This is a genomic window from Citrobacter sp. MGH103 (genome assembly GCF_001034475.2).
GTDB lineage: Bacteria > Pseudomonadota > Gammaproteobacteria > Enterobacterales > Enterobacteriaceae > Citrobacter > Citrobacter freundii.
The window spans coordinates 2,667,950-2,691,886 of record NZ_CP073043.1 but is presented as its reverse complement, the minus strand read 5'-3'; the positions used below and the strand labels follow the sequence as shown (position 1 = coordinate 2,691,886).

Genomic DNA, 23,937 nt, shown 5'->3' with positions numbered 1-23,937 from the left:
TGCGTGTGATTTTCAAAACTTGACGATTCTAATCTATAGAAAGAGGGAAAGTTAATAGCTTTTTTTGTTTAAAACTATGTTTCGTAACCGACCGCAAAAAAAAACATCAATTAACGTTGGAGTTGGTGAACAGATAATCAAAACCACATGTTTGAAGGGGATAAATGAGATTATGAATGCAACTTTTAGCGTCAGGGGATAAAATAATAACGCGTAATGAAAATGTTATTTTCCGTTGCCTGTCTGACCCGTTACAATGTCAGACTACTGCCGTAAAAGAAGTTTAAGGAAGCAAGATAATGAGCACCACTATCGAAAAAATCCAGCGCCAGATCGCTGAAAACCCGATTCTCCTGTACATGAAAGGTTCTCCTAAACTGCCAAGCTGCGGTTTCTCCGCTCAGGCTGTGCAGGCGCTGTCAGCCTGTGGTGAACGCTTTGCTTACGTTGATATTCTGCAGAACCCGGATATTCGCGCCGAACTGCCGAAATACGCAAACTGGCCAACTTTCCCACAACTGTGGGTTGATGGTGAGCTGGTTGGCGGTTGTGACATTTTGATCGAAATGTACCAGCGCGGTGAGTTGCAGCAGCTGATTAAAGAAACAGCTGCGAAATACAAAACCGAAGAGCCGGACGCTGAGTAATATCAGCAGAAGTAAAAAAGCGACCTGAAATGGTCGCTTTTTTTATGTCGCCGTTACGCTTCTTCAGGCACGGGAAGAGGCCAACCACCGAGACGTTTCCAGCGGTTAACGATTTCGCAAAACAGCACGGCCGTACGTTCGGTGTCATACAGTGCTGAGTGTGCCTGATTCCCGTCAAACTCCATTCCCGCCGCCAGACACGCTTTTGACAACACCGTTTGCCCCAATGACAGACCGCTTAATGCCGCCGTATCAAAGGTGACAAACGGATGAAACGGATTACGTTTCAGCGAGGCGCGTTCTGCCGCTGCCATCATGAAACTGTGGTCGAACGTAGCGTTATGCGCCACCATGATTGCCCGATTGCAGCCGCTGTCTTTAATGCCTTTACGCACCATTTTGAAGATGGCATGCAGAGCGTCATATTCGCTGACCGCGCCGCGTAGCGGATTGTTCGGGTCAATACCGTTAAAGGCGAGGGCCTCCGGCTGCAGATTCGCGCCTTCAAACGGCTCTACGTGGAAATGCAACGTCGTGTCCGGCATCAGCCAGCCTTGTTCATCCATTTTCAGTGTGATGGCTGCAATCTCAAGCAGCGCATCGGTTTTGGCATTGAACCCTGCGGTTTCGACATCAATGACGACAGGATAAAAACCACGAAAACGGTCACACAGACCGGAAAGTTGAGCGTTATCGGACATCTGGGTCTCTTAATACGGGAAAATTGCAGCGCGTATTATGGCAAAATGATGAGTATAAAACTACGGGCACAGACGATCTGCGCCCGAGGGGATGTTAGTCGCCCAGGCCGCGCCCGGCGTCTTTCTCTTCGATCAGCTCAATTTTATAGCCGTCCGGATCTTCAACGAACGCAATCACTGTGGTGCCGCCTTTTACCGGACCCGCTTCACGCGTTACGTTACCGCCATTCTGGCGAATACGTTCACAGGCTTCAGCCGCGTTGTCTACGCTCAGGGCGATATGGCCATAGGCAGTACCCAGCTCATACTTGTCGACACCCCAGTTATAGGTCAGTTCGATTACGGCTTCACTGGTTTCAGGACCGTAGCCGACAAAAGCCAGAGAGTACTTGTATTCAGGGTTTTCGCTGGTACGTAGCAGCTTCATGCCCAGCACGTTGGTATAAAACTCGATGGAACGCTGCAGGTCACCCACGCGCAGCATGGTATGGAGTAAACGCATCTTTTTCCCCTTCGAAAATGGCTAATACATTCAAAATGTTGTTTTAGTATAGCGGCGTTGTTACGCCGCTATCAATGGCAGAACGGAGATTGTGACGTTAGAGGGTAGGATAGTCGGTGTAACCTTCCGCGCCGCCGCCGTAGAAGCTCTCAGCACGTTGTGGATTCAGCTCCGCTTTGCGTTGCAGACGCGCCACCAGATCCGGGTTAGCAATATAGGCACGACCAAAAGCAACGGCGTCGATCAGACCTTTCTCGATCAGCGCTTCTGCCTTTTCAGGGGTGTAGGCACCAGCACCAATGATAGGACCGTGGAAGCGCGCGCGAACTTTTTCGCGGAACGCATCGGAATACGGCTCACCACCGGCCCAATCCGGCTCAGACATGTGCAGGTAAGCGATTCCACGCTTGCCCAATTGTTCAATCAGATACAGCGCATCGGCTTCTTCGTTCGGACCGTTGTCAACGTTCTGGAATGAGCCAATCGGGGAGACGCGAATACCAATACGATCGGCACCCCATTCTTTAATACCGGCATCTACCACTTCCAGCACAAGACGCGCACGATTTTCGACGCTACCGCCGTATTGATCGGTACGCTGATTAGAGGTTGGCGACAGGAATTGGTGCAGCAGGTAGCCGTGGGCAGAGTGCAGTTCAACCATGTCGAAACCCGCTTCGCGCGCGTTGGCTATCGCCTGGCGGAAGTCATTAACGATGCCCGGAATCTCTTCGGTTTCCAGCGCACGTGGCATTGAGGTATCGGCACGCGTTGCCAGGCCGTTTTCATCGCGCAGCGAGGTGCGGGTTCCAGCACTAATCGCGGAAGGTGCAACTGGAGCTTGACCATTTGGTTGCAGACTGGCGTGAGAGATGCGTCCGGTGTGCCACAACTGGACAGCAATATGACCTTGCTCAGCGTGTACGGCAGCGGTGATTTTCTTCCATGCGGCAATTTGCGCTTCGCTGTGTAAGCCGGGTGCTCCGGCATAGCCTTTCGCCTGTGCGGAAATCTGCGTCGCTTCGCTGATAATAAGACCCGCGCTGGCGCGTTGACGGTAATACTCGGCCATCAGCGGAGTCGGGATGTCGCCAGGCTCAATACTGCGCAGACGCGTCAGTGGCGCCATGAATACGCGGTTTGCTGCCGTAATGGCACCCACTTTCAGTGGGGAAAACAGTTTTTCAGATGACATGTGGCACTCCTGAATAGACCGGTCGTCTAGTAATAAAAGAAATAAAAACGCCTGTTAAACGGCAGGCGTTGTGATGATGTTTTTAACGTGCGCCAGCGCATTTTCCAGCGGAGTAGCGCTACGAGAAATCTTGGCCTGTAGGTTGGCGCCAAGCCACAGCGCATACAGTACTTGCGCCTGCTGTAACGGCTCGCCAACAAAGGACAGACAATGGCTGGCCTGACCTTTCTCCAGTGCCTGCGCTAACAGCACAATAATGTGCCGCGCGCCTTTATCCATCGCTGTGCGCATATCTTCTGACAGATCGCACACTTCGGCAGACAGTTTTACAGTTAAACAGCCGCTAATAATGCCGTGCTGGCTAAACTGGTTCAGGGTTTCCTGATAGTAGGCCAGAATGCGGTCGCGGTAGTTTCCCGCACCCGTATCAAAGTGCGTAGCCAGTCGCTGATGATAGGCCGCATAGTGGCGTTCCAGCATCGCGACACCGAACGCTTCTTTAGAGCGAAAATAATGATAAAACGAACCTTTGGGCACTTCAGCGGTTTTCAGTAGTTCGCTTAAACCCATGCCGGTGAAGCCGCGCTGCATACACAGCAGTTCGCCAGTCGCCAGTAGATGTTCGCGTGTATCGTGTTCAGTGATTTTGTTCATGAACAGGAGTGTAATAGACCAGTCGGTCTAATGCAATAGCGCTTGCGAGAAATTCAGTTAACGTCTTCAATAAGTATATCAATCTTACTAAAGGAGGGGATGTGGCCGAACAGCTGGAGTTTTTCCCCGTCCAGAGCCCATGCCGTGGAATATGTCAGTCTGACGAACGCGGATTTTGCCGTGGCTGTTTTCGCAGTCGGGATGAACGTTTTAACTGGCAAAAGATGAGCGATGCCCAAAAGCAGGAAGTGCTACGGCTTTGTCGTCAGCGCCTGATGCGTAAATTACGAGCGAACAAAGCCAACCCTTCGGAAGAACCGCAACAACCTTCACTCTTTTAAAAACGTAATTGCGTATACTCGAGGCACATTCACTTAAAAGGAAGCTGCTATGGTTCAGCGTATTACTATTGCGCCGCAAGGCCCGGAATTTTCTCGCTTTGTGATGGGGTACTGGCGCCTGATGGACTGGAATATGTCCGCGCGCCAGCTAGTCAGCTTTATTGAAGAGCATCTGGATCTGGGCGTGACCACCGTCGATCACGCCGATATCTACGGTGGATACCAGTGTGAAGCGGCGTTTGGTGAGGCAATGAAACTGGCTCCGCATTTGCGTGAAAAAATGCAGATTGTGACCAAATGCGGGATCGCGACGACGGCGCGCGCGGAAAATGCGCTGGGACATTACATTACCGACAGCGCGCATATTATTGCCAGTGCGGAAGAATCGCTGAAACTGCTGGCGACCGATCATATTGATCTGTTGCTCATCCACCGTCCCGATCCGCTTATGGATGCTGACGACGTCGCCGACGCTTTCAAAAAATTGCACCACAGTGGCAAAGTGCGTCACTTTGGTGTCTCTAATTTCACCCCGGCACAGTTCTCATTGTTGCAATCGCGTCTGCCGTTTACGCTGGCGACCAACCAGGTTGAAATCTCTCCGGTACATCAGCCGCTCCTGCTGGATGGCACTTTAGATCAACTGCAACAGTTGCGTATTCGTCCAATGGCCTGGTCCTGCCTCGGCGGCGGTCGCTTGTTTAATGACGATGCGTTCCAGCCATTACGAAATGAACTTGCCGCGATCGCAGAAGAGTTAAACGCGCAGTCTATTGAGCAGGTGGTGTACGCCTGGATTTTACGTTTGCCGTCTCAGCCGCTGCCGATTATTGGCTCAGGAAAAATAGAGCGCGTACGCGCCGCCATTGAGTCTGAGACGCTGAACATGTCTCGCCAGCAATGGTTCCGCATTCGTAAAGCTGCACTGGGTTACGACGTACCTTAATCGTGTTTTTGGTGCATCACCGTTCAAAATTGTGTCACTGGTTTACACTTAACAATCAGACACCTTTTGGACGGAGGTCTTATGAAGCGTTTGAGTTTGGCCATCATCACTCTACTCGCCTGTGCAGGTGCGCAGGCTGCCATTGAAGAAAAAGTGACGATGAATCTGGTCACGTCGCAAGGCGTTGGCCAGGCGATTGGTACGGTCACTATTGCTGAAACCGCAAAGGGGCTGGAGTTTTCGCCCGATCTGAAAGCGTTGCCGCCGGGAGAACATGGTTTCCATGTGCATATGAACGGCAGCTGCCAACCGGCGATTAAAGAAGGGAAAGCCTCAGCCGCGGAATCGGCTGGAGGCCATTATGATCCGCAGCAAACCGGCAAACACGAAGGCCCGGAAGGCGCAGGTCATATGGGTGACCTGCCGCTGCTAGTGGTGAATAACGACGGAAACGCCATAACACCGGTCATTGCGCCGCGCCTCAAAACCCTCGATGAGGTTAAAGGCAAAGCGCTGATGATCCATGTGGGCGGCGATAATATGTCCGATCAACCGAAACCGCTTGGCGGTGGCGGAGCGCGCTACGCCTGTGGTGTTATCAAATAATCAACTACTGAGAGTGCCCGGCGGTGGCGCCTGTTCGAGTTGTGAAAGCGAGCAGTGTAGTCGCCAGACCAATGCCGATAACTCCTGTGCAGCAGGTTGATGATGGTGGGCAAGCGTATCGCAGATGCGTTGTAGCTCACTCAGCGTGGCATTCAGTGGTCGTTGCTGGACGCCACGTTCGCTCATTACATCGCGCAGCAGAGAGATACACACGTCCCTGACGCGAGCCAGCGGATCCGAACGCGCCTCCCAGGTGCGCAGTTGCCACACCACGTGCGAGCAGTTCAGCAATACGACCCCCCAACGTAATAACCAGCGTCGAGCCAGCGCATCCTGACTGCTGCTGAGTTGGCTGACGTGATGATAGGTCAGCGATTCAAATTCGTTTTCACTGAGTGATGGGTGTCGGCTGAGCTGATCGACAAAATCCCGGCGCAGGGCGCGAATATGGCGGCGACTTTTCCGTGCATCCGATCCGGGCCGCAGAATGGCGAAGGCCAGCCATGACAGCGCCACACCAGTTATTTTCGCCATATTGTCATTCAGGAAATCAGCAAAATCATATACCGGCGGATTGGTCACCGCGATAAACGAACCCATAAATACAATCAGTTGCCCCCAAAGACCTGCCAGGGCTGGCATTTGCAGCTTTAACAGTTGCATGGTGGCGAGTAGCGGGAAGAGAAAAAGAATGAATTGCCAGAGGTCGGAAATTTGCACCATCAGGCCAAACTTAACCACAAAGCTAAACAGCGACAGCAGAACCAGTGTGCGCATCAGCAAAGAAAGCGACTTGAACGGCGTGGCAACGGCGGAATACAGCACGCTGCTGATGGCGGCGAGTGTGAGTGCGCCAGAGCCTGATTCCCATTGTGCGCCAATGCTCCATGCGCCGATAAGCATCAAAGTGCAGAACGTACGTAACCCGCTCCAGATAGCTTCCGCATTATCGGTATGACGGGCAAGCCCCGGCGTGCGGACGATATTAATACGCTCGGCGGTAACGCCATTTTCCAGTAAATGCAGATAATGACTGCTGCGCAGGTAGAGCCGACAAAAATAACGCAATCGTTGCCAGAAGGCGACGTGTCGATAGTCGCGTGCATCGACGGGTCGCAGTGGGGCAATAATACGTGCAACGGTGTAGCTATTAGCATTGGATTTTATCAGTTCGCTGAGCAACTGTTCGATAATTTCCCGGGTATTGGACGGGGGATTAGGCCAGTTCAGCAGCATCCTGCGCAGACTGGAAATCACGCTGGTCATCCTTAACTGCTGATGCAACAGCGAATTGAGCAAAGCATTTTGTCGGCGAAAACGGTAGTGGCTCCAGAACGCCTGAATACGCAGCAGGTTCATGGTAAGAATCTGACCGATAACACCTTCATGGGCTGTGCGAATGGCGTCCGTGGTTTCTGGTTGCCAGAGTAGGCTGGCATGTTCCAGTAAACGTGAATGCATGTTTTTCAAAGCAGTCAGTAACGTGATGCCATCAGAGGTGCTGGGCAGGATCATCATCATCACACCGCCACACAAGATACCGACGATGACTTCACACACGCGTGCTTGCGCGATATCCCATAACTGCGTAATTTCCACGGTATTGACCATGGGAAACGCAATGATCGCCGCCGTATAACCTGCCAGTTGAAAGGCGTAGGCAACGTTATTGGTGAAATGCGCACAAGCCCAGGTACAAAAACCGATCCACACCGACATGCTCAGCAAGAACAACCACGGCTCATTAAGGGTATGACCGGCAATAATCAATGCGGCGGTGGCACCCAGTAAGCTACCCGCCACGCGACCCAGACTTTTGCTGATAACCCCGCCAACGGTGGGAAAACTGACTACCGCCGCTGAGGTCATCGCCCAATAGGGTTCGTCCAGATTCAGATAATAAGCAAAAGTTAACGCCAGACACATCGCAATGGTGTTACGCAGCGCATAACGCCACTGTGCCGCCGTGGCTTTAAACCACGGCAAATTGCCAGGTGTCAGGCGAGGTAGTTTCATTTACGCTGGCCGATGGATACGCTGCAGGTTGTACCTGATACCAGCGTGACATCCCGCGGCAGGGCGTCGAATTCGATGCGTACCGGGATACGCTGCGCCAGACGCACCCACGGCACGTTGGGCTTGATATCTGGAATCAGGCCGGAATCACTTTCCACACTTTGATCGTAGATAGCACGACCAATACTGGAAACGTGACCCTGTAACTTTATATCACCGCTGTAGAGCGTGATGAGGGCTGGTGCACCTTCGCGAATGTGACGCAACTTAGTTTCTTCAAAATACCCCATCACATAAAAAGAGTGACTGTCGACGAGAGCAAACAGAGGCTTCCCGGTTGAAGCGTAGTCTCCGGTACGGGTTGAAAGATTGGTGACCCAGCCCGCTACGGGGGCTTTGACCACCGTTTGCGTCAATTGCCACTGTGTCTGGCGCAGACTGGCCTCTGCTGCTTCAACACTCGCCTGCATGGCTTTCACGTTGAGATTTGCGGTATCCAGATCCTCGGCTGAGATGTAATTTTGCGATAAATGACGGCGACGGTTGGCTTCGTTATTGGCTTTCGCCAGGTCAGACTGCGCTTTTGCGAGTTGCGCTTGCGCATTCAGTTCAGCAATGTGAAATGGCGTCTTGTCGATAATAAAAAGGACATCGCCTTTATTCACAAACTGGTTATCTTTTATATAGAGTTCGCTAATGCTACCTGACACCTGTGGCGTAATGCTGACCTGCTCTGCTCGCACTTTGCCATCACGTGTCCAGGGCGATTGCATATAGTAATTCCACATCCACCATCCGGCGAAAACTGCGATTGCAGCGACTATAATAGTGGAGAAGTATTTAACGGTTTTAAGCGACATAATCACCACGCTATCAGCATAACAAAGGCCAGACATACGCAAAGCGTAAAGAGTGACAGATCCATTAACAAGGGATGCCAGATTTCGCCAGAGTAAATCCAGTCGCGCAGTAGGCGATGAACAACCAGCCAGAGAATAAATCCTGCTACAATCGCCTTGAAAACAGGAGGGAAGTAGACAGATGCGCCGATCATTAAATCTTGTAGGGGCAATCCTGTTGCATTAAACATAAACTTCACGGGCAAAATCCTTGGCGGAAGAGAGCATTGCTATAGGTTTAGCAAAAAAGAGACAATGAGTCTCCGTAACGCATAATGTCTGAAAAAATGTCAGCCGGTAAGCAAATTTGGCAATACATTTGTTTTGGGAATACAAATGCTGCACACTATTCTAAAATCAGCACAATAACTTAGCAAGCTAATTATAAGGAGATGAAATTGGAATCGCCATTAGGTTCTGATCTGGCACGGTTGGTGCGCATTTGGCGTGCTCTGATTGACCATCGCCTGAAACCTCTGGAGTTGACGCAGACGCATTGGGTTACGCTGCACAACATTCATCAGTTGCCGCCGGATCAATCGCAGATTCAGTTGGCTAAAGCGATTGGCATCGAGCAGCCTTCGTTGGTACGTACGCTTGACCAGTTAGAGGAAAAGGGACTCATTTCACGACAGACTTGCGCCAGCGATCGTCGGGCAAAGAGAATTAAACTGACAGAAAAAGCAGAGCCGCTGATCGCTGATATGGAAGCGGTTATCAACAAGACGCGTGGAGAAATTTTGGAAGGGATTTCAGCTGAGGAAATTGATCTGCTGATTAAACTGGTCGCCAGGCTGGAACACAATATTATTGAGCTGCAGTCACAGGGCTGAAGCAAAAAAATGACGTGTGGCCAGGGTCTGACCACACGTGAATTAGATTAGCGTGGAGACACGGTAACCTGGCTGCCGTTGTTAGCCATAACAACGCGCTGGCCGGCTGAAAACTTGGTCGCACCCTGTTTCTGAACCACCATGATGGTATTACCATCATCCTTACGGATTTCCAGTTCCACACCCTGGGTTTTATTCATCGCACCTTGTACGCCTTGACCCGCTACGCCACCGGCAACTGCGCCTGCAGCCGTCGCTAATGAACGACCCGTACCGCCGCCGACGGTGTTACCGAGGAACCCGCCGAGTACCGCACCACCAATAGCACCAATCACGTTTGCGTCATCGCCACCCTGGATTTGCACCGGACGAACATGAACAATCGTACCGTAGGTAACGTTCTGAACTTGTTTCGCTTCGGATGCGGTATACACGTCACCTGAAAGGCTATCATTGTTAACGCAACCCGCTAAAGATACGCCCATTAATGAAACAATCAGCACACGTTTAATCATTTACAAATCTCCTTTGTCACCACGAAACGCTAATAAAGCACCCTTCATGGTTAAATTATATGGCATTTGTGAGCCTAAGATCACATGTTCTACTGGAACAATATGAAAATCTTAACCGAAATCGGATCAACCGAGTATAAACGAATCATTCATGTAATTGATGTAATTAAACGATCATTGTAATGATTAGCCACCAAAAATCATTAAGGAAGCATGGCATTAGTCGACACTTTATGGTTGAGTGTCAAGGCTAATTTGCTTAAAAGGATGACCTATGAAATCGGGCCGTTTTATCGGTGTAATGTCTGGAACCAGCCTTGATGGCGTAGATGTTGTGCTGGCGACAATAGATGAAACGATGGTTGCGCAGCAGGCGAGTCTGACCTGGCCCATCCCCATTCATGTTAAACAAGCGATTCTGGATATCTGCCAGGGGCAGCAGCTTACACTTTCTCAGTTTGGTCAGTTGGACGCACAGCTCGGTTATTTATTTGCTGAGGCAGTGAATGCGTTATTGGCGCAAGAAAAATTGAAACCGCAGGATATCGTTGCGATTGGTTGCCACGGGCAAACCGTGTGGCATGAACCGAACGGTGCTGCGCCACACACGCTGCAAATTGGCGATAACAACCAGATTGTTGCGCGTACAGGGATAACCGTAGTCGGCGATTTTCGTCGACGTGATATCGCCCTTGGCGGGCAGGGTGCACCGCTCGTTCCCGCGTTTCATCAGGCACTGCTGGCACATCCAACGGAACGGCGGATGGTGTTAAACATCGGCGGGATTGCCAATCTGTCTCTGCTTATTCCGCAACAACCCGTTCGCGGATACGACACCGGGCCGGGCAATATGCTGATGGATGCCTGGATCTGGCGGCAATGCGGTCAACCTTACGACAAAGATGCACAGTGGGCCATTTCGGGAATGGTTATCCTGCCGTTACTGCAAAATATGCTTAACGACCCTTATTTCTCCGCGCCTGCGCCGAAAAGTACTGGTCGTGAGTATTTCAATTATGGCTGGATAGAACGTCATCTGGTGCAGTTCCCGGGGATTAGTCCGCGGGATGTGCAGGCGACGCTTGCCGAACTGACCGCGGTGACCATTTCAGAGCAGGTCTTGCTAAGCGGCGGTTGTGAACGGCTCATGGTCTGCGGTGGAGGAAGCCGTAATCCGCTGCTGATGATGCGTCTGGCGGCACTATTGCCGGGAACAGAGGTCACCTCAACTGATGAAGCCGGGATCAGCGGCGATGATATGGAAGCGTTAGCCTTTGCCTGGCTGGCGTGGCGGACACTGGCCGGATTACCTGGAAATCTGCCTTCCGTGACTGGCGCATCAGAGCCGAGCGTTTTAGGGGCTATTTATCCTGCTAATCCACGAACTCAGAGTTAACTGAAATTATTCAGCACTGTATGCCGGTAAACTAGGGATATTAGGGAGGGTTCCATTACCCTCCGGGACCAGGAAAGTCTTCAGGATATGGCTATGAAAAAACTATTGTTAGTGTGTCTGCCGGTACTGCTTAGCGGGTGTAGCGTATACAACCAATTTGTTGAGCGTATGCAAACGGATACGCTCGAATACCGCTGCGACGAAAAACCGCTTGCCGTCAAGCTGAACAATACCCGCCAGACGGCAAGCTTTGTTTATGATAATCAGCTATTGAACCTCAAACAGGGCGTGTCGGCATCAGGTGCGCGCTATACCGATGGGATCTACGTTTTCTGGTCTAAAGGCGACGAGGCAACGGTCTATAAACGAGACAGAATTGTGCTAAATAACTGTCAGTTACAGAACCCGAAGCGTTGAGATTTTCACCTGGGCGGCGCACAATAGCGTCACCCACTGACAATCCGTAGCCCAACATCATGTCTGATAACGACGAATTGCAGCAAATCGCGCATCTGCGCCGTGAATACACGAAAGGCGGTCTTCGCCGCCGCGATCTTCCCGCCGAACCCCTTGCGCTGTTTGAGCGCTGGCTGGGGCAAGCCTGTGACGCCAAACTGGCCGATCCCACCGCGATGGTCGTTGCGACCGTCGATGAAAATGGCCAGCCGTATCAGCGTATCGTGTTACTCAAACATTATGATGACAAAGGGCTGGTGTTCTATACCAACCTTGGCAGCCGTAAGGCGCATCAGATCGAGAAAAATCCACGCATCAGCCTTTTATTTCCCTGGCATACGCTGGAACGGCAGGTGATGGTGATCGGCAAGGCTGAGCGTCTCTCCACGTTAGAAGTAGTGAAATACTTCCACAGTCGCCCACGCGATAGCCAGATTGGCGCCTGGGTCTCTAAGCAATCCAGCCGGATCTCAGCTCGTGGTATTCTTGAAAGTAAATTTCTCGAGTTGAAGCAGAAGTTTCAGCAAGGAGAAGTTCCGCTGCCCAGTTTCTGGGGCGGCTTTCGCGTGAGTATTGAGCAAATGGAGTTCTGGCAAGGTGGTGAAAACCGCTTACACGATCGTTTTTTATACCAACGCGAAGATAACGCGTGGAAAATTGATCGCCTGGCCCCCTAAAGATGCAAATTTCTTGTTTTAAGCGCTGGTGCTGATCAATCCGGCGCTTTATTCTATGTTTCTTTCGCATCAGGCGAAAAGTCGTGTACCGGCAAAGGTGCAGTCGTTTTATACATGGAGATTTTGATGGCAAGCAGTAACTTGATTAAACAATTGCAAGAGCGGGGGCTGGTGGCCCAGGTGACGGACGAGGAAGCGTTAGCAGAGCGACTGGCGCAAGGCCCGATCGCGCTCTATTGCGGCTTCGATCCTACCGCTGACAGCTTGCATTTGGGGCATCTGGTTCCATTGTTATGCCTGAAACGCTTCCAGCAGGCAGGCCATAAGCCTGTCGCACTGGTAGGTGGCGCAACCGGTCTGATTGGTGACCCGAGCTTTAAAGCCGCCGAGCGTAAACTGAATACCGAAGACACTGTGCAGGAGTGGGTGGATAAAATCCGCAAACAGGTTGCACCGTTCCTCGATTTCGACTGTGGCGACAACTCGGCGATTGCTGCGAACAACTACGACTGGTTTGGCGGTATGAACGTACTGACTTTCCTGCGTGATATCGGCAAACACTTCTCCGTTAACCAGATGATCAACAAAGAAGCGGTTAAGCAGCGTCTGAACCGTGACGATCAGGGGATCTCCTTTACTGAGTTTTCTTACAATCTGCTGCAGGGTTATGACTTTGCCTGCCTGAATAAGCTGCACGGCGTGGCACTGCAGATTGGTGGTTCTGACCAGTGGGGTAACATTACTTCGGGTATCGATTTGACCCGTCGTCTGCACCAGAATCAGGTGTTTGGTCTGACCGTACCACTGATTACTAAAGCTGATGGCACCAAATTCGGTAAGACGGAAGGCGGCGCAGTGTGGCTGGATCCGAAGAAAACCAGTCCGTACAAATTCTACCAGTTCTGGATCAACACCGCCGATGCGGACGTTTATCGCTTCCTGAAATTCTTCACTTTCATGGATATTGAAGAGATCAATGCGCTGGAAGAAGAAGATAAAAACAGCGGTAAAGCGCCGCGTGCCCAGTATGTTCTGGCCGAACAGGTTACGCGTCTGGTTCACGGTGAAGAAGGTCTGGTCGCGGCAAAACGCATTACCGAAAGCTTGTTCAATGGCAATCTCAGCGATTTGAGTGAAGCAGATTTCGAACAGCTGGCGCAGGATGGCGTGCCGATGATCGAGATGGATAAAGGTGCCGATTTGATGCAGGCGCTGGTAGACTCCGAGCTGCAACCTTCTCGCGGTCAGGCCCGTAAGACCATTGCGTCTAACGCGGTGACCATCAACGGTGAGAAGCAGTCCGATCCGGAATATTTCTTCCAGGAGAGTGATATCCTGTTCGGGCGCTATACCTTACTGCGCCGTGGCAAGAAGAACTATTGTCTGATTTGCTGGAAGTAAGATTGAGTTAGCAGGGGCGTGGGAAACTACGCCCCTTTATTTTTTCAGGGTTGTGATAAGTAAAATGAAGAATATCCTCGCCATCCAGTCCCACGTTGTTTTTGGCCATGCGGGCAACAGTGCAGCAGAATTTCCGATGCGTCGTCTTGGCGCAAACGTCTGGCCGTTGAATACCGTCCAGTTTTCAAACCACACGCAGTATGGCAAATGGACCGGTTGCGTTATGCCGCCGAGCCACCTGACTGAAATTGTCCAGGGCATTGCTGATATTGATAAACTCCAGACCTGTGACGCAGTACTGAGCGGCTATCTTGGCTCAGCTGAACAGGGCGAGCATATTCTGGGTATTGTACGTAAAGTAAAAGCGGCCAACCCGCAGGCAAAGTACTTTTGCGATCCGGTGATGGGACACCCTGAAAAGGGATGTATCGTAGCTCCGGGTGTGGCGGAATTTCATGTTCGTCATGCGCTTCCAGCTAGTGACATTATTGCCCCGAATTTGGTTGAGCTCGAAATTCTGTGTGAGCATGCGGTGAACAATGTTGATGAGGCTGTTGCGGCGGCGCGTGAACTGATCGCTCAGGGACCTGAAATTGTACTGGTGAAGCATCTGGCACGCGCAGGTATTAGCACCGACCGTTTCGAGATGCTGTTGGTCACCGCTGAACAGGCGTGGCATATCAGTCGCCCGCTGGTCGATTTTGGCGCACGTCAACCGGTTGGTGTGGGTGATGTTACCAGTGGCTTGTTGCTGGTGAAACTGTTGCAGGGCGCGTCTTTACAGCAGGCGCTTGAGCATGTGACTGCGGCAGTGTACGAAGTGATGATCGCCACTAAAGAGATGCACGAGTATGAGCTGCAGGTGGTGGCCGCGCAGGATCGCATCGCGAAGCCTGAACACTACTTCAGCGCAACGCAGCTGTAATCAATGCCCGATGGCGTTCACGCTTATCGGGCATATTTTTAGCTGTAGGCCGGGCAGGCGCAAGCACCACCCGGCAACAACAATTAATTTAACCCTTCTGCTTTAAGCGCCGCGGCAACCGCCGGGCGTTCAGCCATACGCGCCATATACGCGTCGATATGGCTTAATCCTGCCATATTCAGCTTAACGGCATAGGCCCAACGCAGTACGGTAAACAGGTAGGCATCGGCGATGCTGAAGCGCGGGCCGCAGATCCATTGGTTATCTTTTAGCGAGTCGTTCACATACTGCATTTTTTTCTCCAGCAGCGCGCGAACGGTTGGCTTGAAGTCTTCCGGCGTATCGGGACGGAACAGTGGCGTAAAGCCTTTATGCAGTTCTGTTGCAATGTAGTTAAGCCATTCGATGGTTTTGTAACGGGAGAGACTGCTGGTAGGGGCAAGGAGCTGACGGTCTGGCACGCTGTCCGCCAGGTATTGCATGATGGCGACACCTTCGGTAAGTAGTGTACCATCATCCAGCAGCAGTGCGGGAACTTGCCCTTTTGGGTTTACCGCGAAAAAATCATCGCCATTTTCCAGACGTTTCTTCATCAGATCAACACCATCCAGCGTGAAATCTTTACCGCTCTCACGAAGTGTGATGTGGGAAGCAAGAGAACAAGCGCCCGGTTTGTAGAACAGTTTCATCGGTAACTCCTTTTGGCTGAGGTATATCGTATGGTAGTGCTACCTCATGCAAAAAAAAAGCCGCTAACAACAGTTAGCGGCCTGAAAATGAGTTTCCCTGAGAATTACGCTGTCGCGGCCTTAGCGGCTTTCTCATCGGCTTCGTCATCCTGAGTCATACGGTTCAGTTTCGGAGCCGTCAGCAGCATCAGAACAGCAATAACAGCCGTCGCAACACCAATCTGCAGGAACACACGACCGTAGACTTCAAGGGACATCAGCGGGTCAGTCACGTTCTCTGGTACAGCCATCATGTTAGCGACGTAGCCACCGATGATGTTTGCACCGGCAGTGGTCAGGAACCAGCTACCCATGATGAAGCCCATCAGGCGTTGCGGAACCAGCTGTGCCACCATTGCCAGACCCAGACCGGAGATCATCAGCTCACCGATACTTTGCAGGCCATAGCAGATAATCAGCCAGTTAACGGAAACGATGCCCGCATCGGTAGCGAATTTCGCGCCCAGCGGCAGGATCAGGAATGCACCGGAACACAGCACCATACCAATCGCAAACTTGGTCGGCATCGGCAGGGTATCGCCCATCTTGTTATAGATAGCGGCGAGGATTGGGCTACCAATGATGATCCAGAACGGGTTCAGCGCCTGGTACTGTTCAGGTTCGAAAGCAATGCCAAGAATAGAGTGCTCAACGTTACGAATCGCAAAGAAGTTCAGTGAGGTCGGCATCTGGCTGTACAGCACGAAGAAGATAATCGCTTCCAGCATCAGAATGAAGGCGACGATCATTTTACGACGTGCAGCGCCTTTCATGGTGAAGGCTTCTTTACCGAAGATAAACACGATACCGATAGCAATTACACCCAGAACCATACGTGCGATCTGCTGGTTGTGCAGCAGCCAGGTCGCAATCGCGATCAGAACTACAACGCCAACGATAGTCAGCAGCAGGTTACGGAAGTTGATTGGTTCAAAGTCAGGTTTAGAACCGTATTGTTTAACCCAGCGCTGACAGAATGCGAAGTTAACAACGGTAATCAGCATACCCACGACGCTCAGCGCGAACGCAGTGCTCCAGCCGTAACGCGCAGCTAACCATGGCGTTGCCAGCATAGAGAAGAATGAACCGATGTTGACGGACATGTAGTACATGGTAAATGCACCATCAAGACGCGGGTCATCTTTGGCATAGCAGGTAGAGAGCAGGGAGGATGGGTTTGCTTTAAACAGGCCGTTACCGACCGCGATAGCCGCCATGCCCATATAAACGATACCCGCATCGTGACCGGACCATGCTACCAACGCATAACCGATGGCCAGGACAACGGCACCCAGCATAATGACACGTTTTGTTCCCAGAACTTTATCACCTAACCAGCCGCCAATGGCAACCAGACCGTACACCAGGGCGCTAAAGGACGAGAAAAGGGTGATGGAATCCGCTTCTGACATACCCAGCTGTTTAACCAGGTAGACGGCCATAATCCCTTGCAGGCCGTAATAACCAAAACGTTCCCACAGCTCAATAGAGAAAATGAGATAGAACGCTTTTGGTTGTTTGAAGGCGTTTAAACTTACGCTTTCTGTTGGTTTATTGTTTGCAGTAGACACTTTTACCTCTTTTTTTACATCCCATATCAACGGGGGTGTTCAGGTACGTGATGAGTCAAGTTCATCCGTCCGATTGTTATAGTGGGAGGGGAAACGGCAAGTAATGTTCACTATCTTGACCATTCAGACAAGTGGTTTGTAATAATCTGTTACATATATCATGACTGGTGAAATCGTCGGGGCTGCGAAATGTTATCTAGCGTTAAATTTCTTCATTTGTAAAATGGCAGATTTTTACACTGTTTAATCACCGCTAAAACCGCAATGTGGCGATATGTTCTGCTAATTAAGGTTGAATCCAGTGATATAGGCCATTATCTGAAAAATAGGCAGTGTAATGTTTTGTTTATAAACTGTGCAGTTAGGTCATCTAATTGTCATCTTAACTAAAAAATAAAAACTTATTAACATTGTGTTAGCTGGATGATCTGGATCACGTATAGATAGAAATTTCTTTTGCTAAAAAAACGATTAACCTGCTCAGGTGTTAATTAACAAGAATATTGCATTAGATTTGAGCAATTGAATGGCATCATTGTCGGGAAAAGAAACATTGGGGAGTGCATAACTAAACGTTATGTATGTATGGGGCAAAGAGGATGCCCCGGCAGCATTAGATATCGACTTTCTCTTTGAATTCGCAGAGATCTTCGATGATACAGGAACCACAACGTGGCTTTCTGGCTATACAGGTGTAGCGGCCATGAAGAATTAACCAGTGGTGGCAATCGACTTTAAATTCACTGGGTACGACTTTCAGTAGCTTTTCTTCTACCTGCTCGACGTTTTTACCTGGGGCGAATTGTGTCCGGTTACATACCCGGAAAATGTGGGTATCTACGGCAATAGTGGGCCAGCCAAAGGCGGTATTTAACACCACATTAGCCGTCTTGCGCCCAACGCCGGGGAGAGCTTCTAACGCAGCACGGTCTTCAGGCACTTCACCATTATGTTGTTCCAGCAGAATGCGGCAGGTTTTAATTACGTTTTCCGCTTTGCTGTTAAACAAGCCGATTGTCTTGATGTAGGACTTAACACCTTCAACTCCGAGCTCCAGCATCGCAGCAGGCGTATTGGCGACGGGGTATAGTTTAGCCGTCGCTTTATTGACGCTGACATCGGTGGCCTGAGCGGATAGCAAGACCGAAATCAGCAGTTCAAACGGCGATGTAAAATTAAGCTCGGTTGTCGGATGCGGGTTGTTATCCCGCAGGCGAGTCAGTATTTCCAGACGTTTTGCTTTGTTCATGAGACATTCCCTGTTTCACCAGCCGGACTGTCCGCGACAGCCGCTTCGGCACGACGTTTCTTCATTCTCTCATCAATCAGGTACTTAACTGCCAGCATCAAGCCCAGACCAATAAACGCGCCTGGTGGCAGCATGGCCAGCAGAAACGGCGTATCAGTATGGAAGATCTCAACGCGCAATACTTTGGCCCAGTTACCCAACAAACCGTCTGCGCCATCAAACAGGGTACCGTTACCAATTATTTCACGCAGCGAGCCCAGAACAAACATGGCGCCGGTCGCCCCCATACCGATGGAAAAACCATCGAGTGCGGATAATGCAGGGCCTTTTTTGGCGGCGAAGGCTTCTGCGCGGCCAACAACAATACAGTTGGTCACAATCAGCGGGATAAAGATGCCCAGAGACTGATACAGGCCAAAGGCATAGGCATTGATCAGCATCTGCACCGCACTCACCACGGAGGCGATGATCATGACATAAATTGGAATACGGATTTCAGGCGGAGTCCAGCGACGAAGGGCCGAAATCGTAAGGTTGGTCAGCGTCAGAACGAGCGTCGTCGCGAGCCCCAGTCCCAGCGCGTTAGTGGCGGTAGAGGTAACAGCCAACAGCGGACACATCCCGAGTAGCTGCACAAGCGCGGAGTTATTTTTCCATAACCCCTGGACTATAACGTCTTTAATTTCGCTCATGGTTTATTCTCCACAGGCGCTAAGTTGAGGAAGCTGCGCGGGTAGCGTCTGCGCATACAAACCGGCGCGTTTTACTGCGTTCACTACCGCCCGCGGCGTAATGGTTGCACCAGTAAACTGGTCAAAGTCGCCGCCGTCTTTTTTCACAGCCCAGTGGGCATCGTTACCCGTAGCGATCGTTTTGCCGCTAAAGTGGGTGATCCAGTCGGACAGTCGCAGTTCGATTTTATCGCCCAGTCCCGGGGTTTCATGATGTTCGGTTACCCGCGTACCCAACACGGTACCCGTAAAATCGACACCGACCAGCAGTTGAATCGCCCCGGAATACCCATCTGGCGCCGTAGCTTCAAGAATTGCTGCAACGGGACGGTCGTCCTGGCGGGCAATATACACGCGGTGAGTACCTTTGCCCAATGCCTGCGCATTGACCAGATAACAGCTCTCAGACAAGTTATTATTGTAGCGATCGCCAGGTAGCACCTGATCGAACAGTGCTTTTTGCTGCAGCGCGGCCTGTTCATCAATGGTGGACTTGGTTAATTGATTGATTGCCGCGGTTAATCCCGTTGAACCAGCAGCAAACAGTGCCAGCGTAATACCGTGTTTACGAATCGTTTTCAGCATTGGGAGTCCTTAGCGATGTCCGTACACGCGAGGGCGGGTGTAATAATCAATCAGGGGAACCGTGATATTTGCCAGTAATACAGCAAAGGCTACACCGTCAGGATAACCGCCAAAACTGCGAATCAACCATACTAACAACCCCGCAAGTGCGCCAAAAATCAGGCGGCCGCGGTTAGTTGTCGAGGCCGTAACGGGGTCGGTAAGAATAAAAAATGCACCCAGCATGGTTGCGCCGGAAAGCAGGTGTAACTGAGGAGACGCGAGTGACTCAGGTGAGAACAACCATCCCAGAGTGGCGCAAACGGCGAGCGACAGCAGGAAGCTAACCGGGATATGCCAGCGAATCGCCCCCTGCCATAACAGAACGATACCACCCGCCAGCCAGGCAAGATTAACCCACTGCCAGCCCGCGCCTGCCAGCACACCGCTGTAAATCGGGTATTGCATCACCTGTTCAACGGTATGCCCGGCATGCAGTGATGTCTTAAAGGTATCGAGAGGCGTTGCCTGGCTGATACCATCAATGCCCATACGCAGTGTATTCATATCCCCACCGCTGACGGTATGACCGCTAAAGATAACGTTCAGCGCGTCAAAGAACCCAGGCACTGTAGCCGCAATTTCGTGCGGCGGCAGCCAACTGGTCATCTGTACTGGAAATGAGATTAGCAGCACGACGTAACCAATCATGGCAGGATTAAACGGGTTCTGACCGAGACCGCCATACAGTTGTTTCGCAATGATAACCGCGAATACCGTGCCCAATACCACCATCCACCAGGGGGCGAGCGGGGGAATACTCACGGCCAGCAGCAACCCGGTGAGTAACGCAGAGTTGTCTTTTAAAATCGGCACAATGGGTTGTTTACGCAGTTTAAGCACGCCCGCTTCGGCTGCGATAGCGCTGATGGCGGCCAGAATTATCTGGAACAACGTACCCCAGCCGAAGAACCACAGCTGTGCGGCGATCCCCGGCAATGCCGCAAGTAACACCAACATCATGATACGTGATGTCTGGCGCTGGTTATGGGTATAAGGGGAGCTTGCTATTCTGAATACCATTTATTCCTCGTTAACAACCTGCTGCTGTGCGGCTTTCTTTGCCTGAGCGCGTGCGATAGCGGCCGCGACGGCGGCTTTGCGTGGATCAACCGGCTCGGCTGTTTCCGGTACCGCCTGCTGTTCGAGCTTGCGGGCCTTGGCGCGGGCGATGGCTGCTTCCACGGCGGCTTTACGCGGATCAACCGATTCGGCTGTTTCCGGTACCTCCTGCTGCTCGAGCTTGCGGGCCTTAGCGCGGGCGATTGCCGCTTCCACGGCGGCTTTACGCGGATCAACCGATTCGGCTGTTTCCGGTACCACCTGCTGCTCGAGCTTGCGGGCTTTGGCGCGGGCGATGGCCGCTTCCACGGCGGCTTTGCGTGGATCAACCGGCTCGGCTGTTTCCGGTACCGCCTGCTGTTCGAGCTTGCGGGCTTTGGCGCGAGCAATTGCCGCTTCGACGGCAGCTTTACGCGGATCTGTACCCGTGCTGCTGCCTTCACTTTGCGGCGAATTTTCCTTACGGGAAGCACGAGCTTGCGCCTTACGCGCCTCGCGTGCGGCAATCACTGCGCTATTGTCAGGTTTTTCACCTGCCTGAATTACTACCGGCTGCAGCGCCTGAGCCTGTTTTTCTTTTACGCGAGCCAGCGCGGCGGCAATGGCATCATGGTCTTTGGCCGCCGGTTGAGCAGCGGCGCTCTTATGGCGTTCAAGACGCGCTGCTTTTTCACGTTCAAGGCGCGCCTGTCGGGCTTCAAACCGTGCTTTCGCTTCAGCGGCTCGTTTTTCTTCCTGGCTAATGGCGTAAATCTCGGCTTTTTCCTGGCGGAAATACTGCACCAACGGAATATTGCTTGGGCATACCCAGGCGCAGGCACCGCATTCAATGCAGTCGGCGATATTGTGGGCCGTTGCTTTGTCGTGCTGTTGCCCTTTACTGAACCAATAAAGCTGTTGTGGCAGGAGATCCGCCGGACAGGCATCGGCGCATGCGCTACAGCGAATGCAGCCTTTCTCTTCCGGCGTTTCACCCATTTCACTGGCAGAAGGGGCCAGAAGACAGTTGGTAATCTTCACCACCGGGACATCCAGCCATGGCAGCGTAAACCCCATCAGCGGTCCGCCCATAATCACCATCTGGTCGGCGGAAGGGCAAAAGCCCGCGTCGTTGAGCAGATGACGAACCGGCGTGCCCAAACGCGCCCAGACGTTGCCCGGGCGGCTGACGGCTTCACCGGTAAGTGTCACGACACGTTCGGTGATCGGCTCACCGTCAATTACTGCACGTTTAATTGCATAGGCGGTTCCGACGTTTTGCATCAATACGCCGATATCTGAGGAGCGTCCACCGTGGGGAACCTGCTTGCCAGTCAGGATTTGTGTTAACTGTTTAGCCCCGCCGGAAGGGTACTTGGTGGGGATCACGCGCAAACTGATGTCATGTGAATCAGCCAGCACCGCGCGCAGCATAGATATTGCCTGCGGCTTGTTATCTTCTATGCCGAGGAGGATCTCGCGTGGCTGAAGAATGTGCGCCAGGATGCGGATCCCTTCAACGACCTGCGCCGCACAGTCCTGCATCAGGCGGTCATCTGCTGTAATGTACGGCTCGCATTCAGCGGCGTTAATGATCAGCGTTTCAATTTTATCTCCGCCGCCCTGCAGTTTAACGCCGGTGGGAAAACCTGCGCCACCCAGCCCGGCGACGCCGAACTGATGAATACGCGCAATCAGCTCTTCCCGGCTGTGGGAGCGGTAATCGGTCCAGCCGTCTCGCTCAATCCAGCGGTCTTCGCCATCGGCGTCTATGATAACGCTCAACTCAGCCAGTGCCGAAGGATGTGCGGTGGAGTGCGGGGCAATGGCAACCACGGTACCTGATGTTGGCGCATGGACTGGAAGCATTTTGCCACGCCCGCGGGTTAATGCCTGACCACGCAGCACGGTGTCACCCACGTTTACGCACAGTTCACCCTCCGCACCAATATGTTGTTTCAGCGGAATAACAAAACGCGGTGCCAGCGGAACCTGTCGCAACGGTGTTCCGTTTGACTGGGTTTTCATTTCTGGTGGATGAATGCCACCATCAAAGTCCCAGATTTTATTTTTTCTGAATGCAGAGAATAACTTAAACATGTTGTTCCACGGGAATGATGCGCACAGGGATGGTGTTTAAATCCCATTTCCAGCTATCGGGTGTCTCGGCTACCGGGCGTAATTCAATGCATTGCGTCGGGCACGGGTCAACACACAGGTTGCACCCAGTGCAGAGATCGCTCATTACCGTGTGCATGGCGCGGGTCGCGCCCACGATCGCATCGACCGGGCAGGCCTGAATACACTTAGTGCACCCGATACAGTTATTTTCATCAATGACCGCCAGCATACGCACCGGCGTAACGTCTTGTTCATCACCATCAATAGGCTGCGGATCGACGTTCAGCAGGGCGGCAATTTTTAACATCACCGCTTCGCCACCGGGGGCGCAACGGTTAATTTTTTCACCCTGAGAGCCGATCGCTTCAGCGTAAGGATGACAGCCCGGATAGCCGCACTGCCCACACTGGCTTTGCGGGAGAATTTCATCAATTTTCTCCACGACCGGATCATCTTCAACGGCAAAACGTCGTGAGGCGTACCCCAAAATAGCGCCGAACGCCAGACCCAGTACACTCACTGCGGCAACGGCAATCCAGATAGCATTCATTACAACTTCACCAAACCACTAAAGCCCATAAAGGCCAATGACATTAAACCAGCGGTAATCAGCGCAATCGCATTCCCGCGAAACGGCGCCGGGACGTCCGCCACGGCGAGGCGTTCGCGGATCGCGGCGAACAGTACCATCACCAGCGAGAAGCCGACGGCGGCGGAAAAACCGTATAGCGCCGACTGTAAAAAGTTATGGCCGAGGTTGATGTTCAGCAGCGCCACACCTAACACTGCGCAGTTAGTCGTGATCAGCGGTAGGAAGATCCCCAGCAGGCGGTACAGCGCAGGGCTGGTTTTGCGCACAACCATTTCGGTAAACTGCACGACGACGGCGATAACCAGAATAAAAGCCAGCGTGCGCAGATAGATGAGATTGAGCGGGATTAGGATCCAGGTATCAATCAGCCATGCGCAGATGGATGCCAGTGTCATGACAAACGTCGTGGCAAGGCCCATACCCATTGCGGTTTCCAGTTTTTTGGAAACGCCCATAAACGGGCAGAGGCCCAGAAACTTGACCAGTACAAAGTTATTGACCAGTACAGTTCCGACAAACAGCAGCAGGTAATCAGTCATTTTTCGGCCTGAAATAAAAAAGCCGCCTATT

Annotated in this window: 26 protein-coding genes and 1 pseudogene; 10 read left to right on the top strand and 17 right to left on the bottom strand. The window is 51.9% G+C overall.

Annotated elements, in window-relative coordinates:
- The first annotated feature begins 299 nt into the window (after positions 1 to 299).
- Complete coding sequence (gene grxD / locus SK33_RS12985) at positions 300 to 647, top strand: monothiol glutaredoxin 4 (protein ID WP_003832760.1); 348 nt, start codon at positions 300 to 302, stop codon at positions 645 to 647.
- Positions 648 to 700: 53 nt separating this feature from the next.
- Here grxD and rnt read toward each other — a convergent pair whose 3' ends face one another.
- From rnt to SK33_RS12965, 4 genes are all read right to left on the bottom strand, one after another.
- Positions 701 to 1,348, bottom strand: a complete 648-nt coding sequence (gene rnt / locus SK33_RS12980; RefSeq protein ID WP_003029200.1) for a ribonuclease T — start codon at positions 1,346 to 1,348, stop codon at positions 701 to 703.
- Positions 1,349 to 1,442: 94 nt separating this feature from the next.
- Positions 1,443 to 1,850, bottom strand: a complete 408-nt coding sequence (gene gloA / locus SK33_RS12975; protein WP_003029198.1) for a lactoylglutathione lyase — start codon at positions 1,848 to 1,850, stop codon at positions 1,443 to 1,445.
- A 97-nt stretch (positions 1,851 to 1,947) separates the two neighbouring features.
- Positions 1,948 to 3,045 carry an alkene reductase gene (locus tag SK33_RS12970; protein ID WP_003029197.1) on the bottom strand — a complete coding sequence of 366 codons (1,098 nt, stop codon included), beginning with the start codon at positions 3,043 to 3,045 and terminating at the stop codon, positions 1,948 to 1,950.
- Positions 3,046 to 3,099: 54 nt separating this feature from the next.
- The gene (locus tag SK33_RS12965; RefSeq protein WP_003836447.1) at positions 3,100 to 3,699 is read right to left on the bottom strand and encodes a TetR/AcrR family transcriptional regulator; all 600 of its coding nucleotides are present in this window, start codon (positions 3,697 to 3,699) and stop codon (positions 3,100 to 3,102) included.
- A 101-nt stretch (positions 3,700 to 3,800) separates the two neighbouring features.
- Here SK33_RS12965 and SK33_RS12960 point away from each other — a divergent pair, with 101 nt between their 5' ends.
- The 3 genes from SK33_RS12960 (at position 3,801) to sodC (ending at position 5,592) form a co-directional block, all read left to right on the top strand.
- Positions 3,801 to 4,040 (top strand): DUF1289 domain-containing protein, encoded by a 240-nt coding sequence (locus SK33_RS12960; protein WP_003029191.1) that lies wholly within the window; start codon positions 3,801 to 3,803, stop codon positions 4,038 to 4,040.
- A 49-nt stretch (positions 4,041 to 4,089) separates the two neighbouring features.
- The gene (locus SK33_RS12955) at positions 4,090 to 4,986 is read left to right on the top strand and encodes an aldo/keto reductase (RefSeq protein ID WP_003029189.1); all 897 of its coding nucleotides are present in this window, start codon (positions 4,090 to 4,092) and stop codon (positions 4,984 to 4,986) included.
- Positions 4,987 to 5,067: 81 nt separating this feature from the next.
- Entirely contained in the window at positions 5,068 to 5,592 is a 525-nt protein-coding gene (gene sodC, locus SK33_RS12950) for a superoxide dismutase [Cu-Zn] SodC (RefSeq protein WP_048218976.1), read from the top strand.
- On the opposite strand, the pseudogene SK33_RS12945 reads toward sodC, so the two are convergent.
- The 3 genes and pseudogenes from SK33_RS12945 to SK33_RS12935 form a co-directional block, all read right to left on the bottom strand.
- A pseudogene (locus tag SK33_RS12945) lies at positions 5,568 to 7,608 on the bottom strand (FUSC family protein). The gene sodC and the pseudogene SK33_RS12945 overlap by 25 nt on opposite strands.
- Complete coding sequence (locus SK33_RS12940) at positions 7,605 to 8,468, bottom strand: efflux RND transporter periplasmic adaptor subunit (protein WP_048218975.1); 864 nt, start codon at positions 8,466 to 8,468, stop codon at positions 7,605 to 7,607. Before SK33_RS12940 ends, SK33_RS12945 begins: the two are co-directional and overlap by 4 nt.
- Positions 8,469 to 8,470: 2 nt before the next feature.
- Entirely contained in the window at positions 8,471 to 8,707 is a 237-nt protein-coding gene (locus SK33_RS12935; RefSeq protein WP_003029180.1) for a DUF1656 domain-containing protein, read from the bottom strand.
- Between the two features lie 192 nt (positions 8,708 to 8,899).
- Between SK33_RS12935 and slyA the strand changes: the two genes are divergently transcribed.
- Positions 8,900 to 9,340 carry a transcriptional regulator SlyA gene (gene slyA, locus SK33_RS12930; RefSeq protein WP_019076732.1) on the top strand — a complete coding sequence of 147 codons (441 nt, stop codon included), beginning with the start codon at positions 8,900 to 8,902 and terminating at the stop codon, positions 9,338 to 9,340.
- Positions 9,341 to 9,387: 47 nt separating this feature from the next.
- On the opposite strand, the gene slyB is transcribed toward slyA, so the two are convergent.
- A complete protein-coding gene (gene slyB, locus SK33_RS12925) occupies positions 9,388 to 9,855 on the bottom strand; it encodes an outer membrane lipoprotein SlyB (RefSeq protein WP_003029175.1) in 468 nt (155 codons plus the stop codon).
- A 274-nt stretch (positions 9,856 to 10,129) separates the two neighbouring features.
- Here slyB and anmK point away from each other — a divergent pair, with 274 nt between their 5' ends.
- The 5 genes from anmK (at position 10,130) to pdxY (ending at position 14,710) form a co-directional block, all read left to right on the top strand.
- Complete coding sequence (gene anmK / locus SK33_RS12920; RefSeq protein ID WP_003029171.1) at positions 10,130 to 11,251, top strand: anhydro-N-acetylmuramic acid kinase; 1,122 nt, start codon at positions 10,130 to 10,132, stop codon at positions 11,249 to 11,251.
- Between the two features lie 87 nt (positions 11,252 to 11,338).
- Positions 11,339 to 11,668, top strand: a complete 330-nt coding sequence (gene mliC, locus SK33_RS12915; protein WP_113772693.1) for a C-type lysozyme inhibitor — start codon at positions 11,339 to 11,341, stop codon at positions 11,666 to 11,668.
- Positions 11,669 to 11,727: 59 nt separating this feature from the next.
- Positions 11,728 to 12,384 (top strand): pyridoxamine 5'-phosphate oxidase, encoded by a 657-nt coding sequence (gene pdxH, locus SK33_RS12910; protein ID WP_003029169.1) that lies wholly within the window; start codon positions 11,728 to 11,730, stop codon positions 12,382 to 12,384.
- A 126-nt stretch (positions 12,385 to 12,510) separates the two neighbouring features.
- Entirely contained in the window at positions 12,511 to 13,785 is a 1,275-nt protein-coding gene (gene tyrS / locus SK33_RS12905) for a tyrosine--tRNA ligase (RefSeq protein ID WP_003029168.1), read from the top strand.
- A 64-nt stretch (positions 13,786 to 13,849) separates the two neighbouring features.
- A complete protein-coding gene (gene pdxY / locus SK33_RS12900) occupies positions 13,850 to 14,710 on the top strand; it encodes a pyridoxal kinase PdxY (RefSeq protein WP_003843540.1) in 861 nt (286 codons plus the stop codon).
- An 83-nt stretch (positions 14,711 to 14,793) separates the two neighbouring features.
- On the opposite strand, the gene gstA is transcribed toward pdxY, so the two are convergent.
- The 9 genes from gstA to rsxA all read right to left on the bottom strand — a co-directional run bounded on the left by gstA (position 14,794) and on the right by rsxA (position 23,906).
- Entirely contained in the window at positions 14,794 to 15,399 is a 606-nt protein-coding gene (gstA, locus tag SK33_RS12895; RefSeq protein WP_003029164.1) for a glutathione transferase GstA, read from the bottom strand.
- 104 nt (positions 15,400 to 15,503) lie between these two features.
- The gene (dtpA, locus tag SK33_RS12890; RefSeq protein WP_003029162.1) at positions 15,504 to 17,009 is read right to left on the bottom strand and encodes a dipeptide/tripeptide permease DtpA; all 1,506 of its coding nucleotides are present in this window, start codon (positions 17,007 to 17,009) and stop codon (positions 15,504 to 15,506) included.
- Between the two features lie 613 nt (positions 17,010 to 17,622).
- Positions 17,623 to 18,258, bottom strand: a complete 636-nt coding sequence (nth, locus tag SK33_RS12885; protein WP_003029161.1) for an endonuclease III — start codon at positions 18,256 to 18,258, stop codon at positions 17,623 to 17,625.
- The gene (locus SK33_RS12880; RefSeq protein WP_003029158.1) at positions 18,255 to 18,950 is read right to left on the bottom strand and encodes an electron transport complex subunit E; all 696 of its coding nucleotides are present in this window, start codon (positions 18,948 to 18,950) and stop codon (positions 18,255 to 18,257) included. The genes nth and SK33_RS12880 overlap by 4 nt, the downstream gene beginning before the upstream one ends.
- Before the next feature lie 3 nt (positions 18,951 to 18,953).
- The gene (gene rsxG / locus SK33_RS12875) at positions 18,954 to 19,574 is read right to left on the bottom strand and encodes an electron transport complex subunit RsxG (RefSeq protein ID WP_003029155.1); all 621 of its coding nucleotides are present in this window, start codon (positions 19,572 to 19,574) and stop codon (positions 18,954 to 18,956) included.
- Positions 19,575 to 19,583: 9 nt separating this feature from the next.
- Positions 19,584 to 20,636, bottom strand: a complete 1,053-nt coding sequence (rsxD, locus tag SK33_RS12870) for an electron transport complex subunit RsxD (RefSeq protein ID WP_003029152.1) — start codon at positions 20,634 to 20,636, stop codon at positions 19,584 to 19,586.
- The gene (rsxC, locus tag SK33_RS12865; RefSeq protein ID WP_048218973.1) at positions 20,637 to 22,754 is read right to left on the bottom strand and encodes an electron transport complex subunit RsxC; all 2,118 of its coding nucleotides are present in this window, start codon (positions 22,752 to 22,754) and stop codon (positions 20,637 to 20,639) included. It abuts the gene before it with no gap.
- The gene (gene rsxB, locus SK33_RS12860) at positions 22,747 to 23,325 is read right to left on the bottom strand and encodes an electron transport complex subunit RsxB (protein WP_003029148.1); all 579 of its coding nucleotides are present in this window, start codon (positions 23,323 to 23,325) and stop codon (positions 22,747 to 22,749) included. The genes rsxC and rsxB overlap by 8 nt, the downstream gene beginning before the upstream one ends.
- Complete coding sequence (rsxA, locus tag SK33_RS12855) at positions 23,325 to 23,906, bottom strand: electron transport complex subunit RsxA (RefSeq protein ID WP_003029144.1); 582 nt, start codon at positions 23,904 to 23,906, stop codon at positions 23,325 to 23,327. The genes rsxB and rsxA overlap by 1 nt, the downstream gene beginning before the upstream one ends.
- Positions 23,907 to 23,937 lie beyond the last annotated feature (31 nt).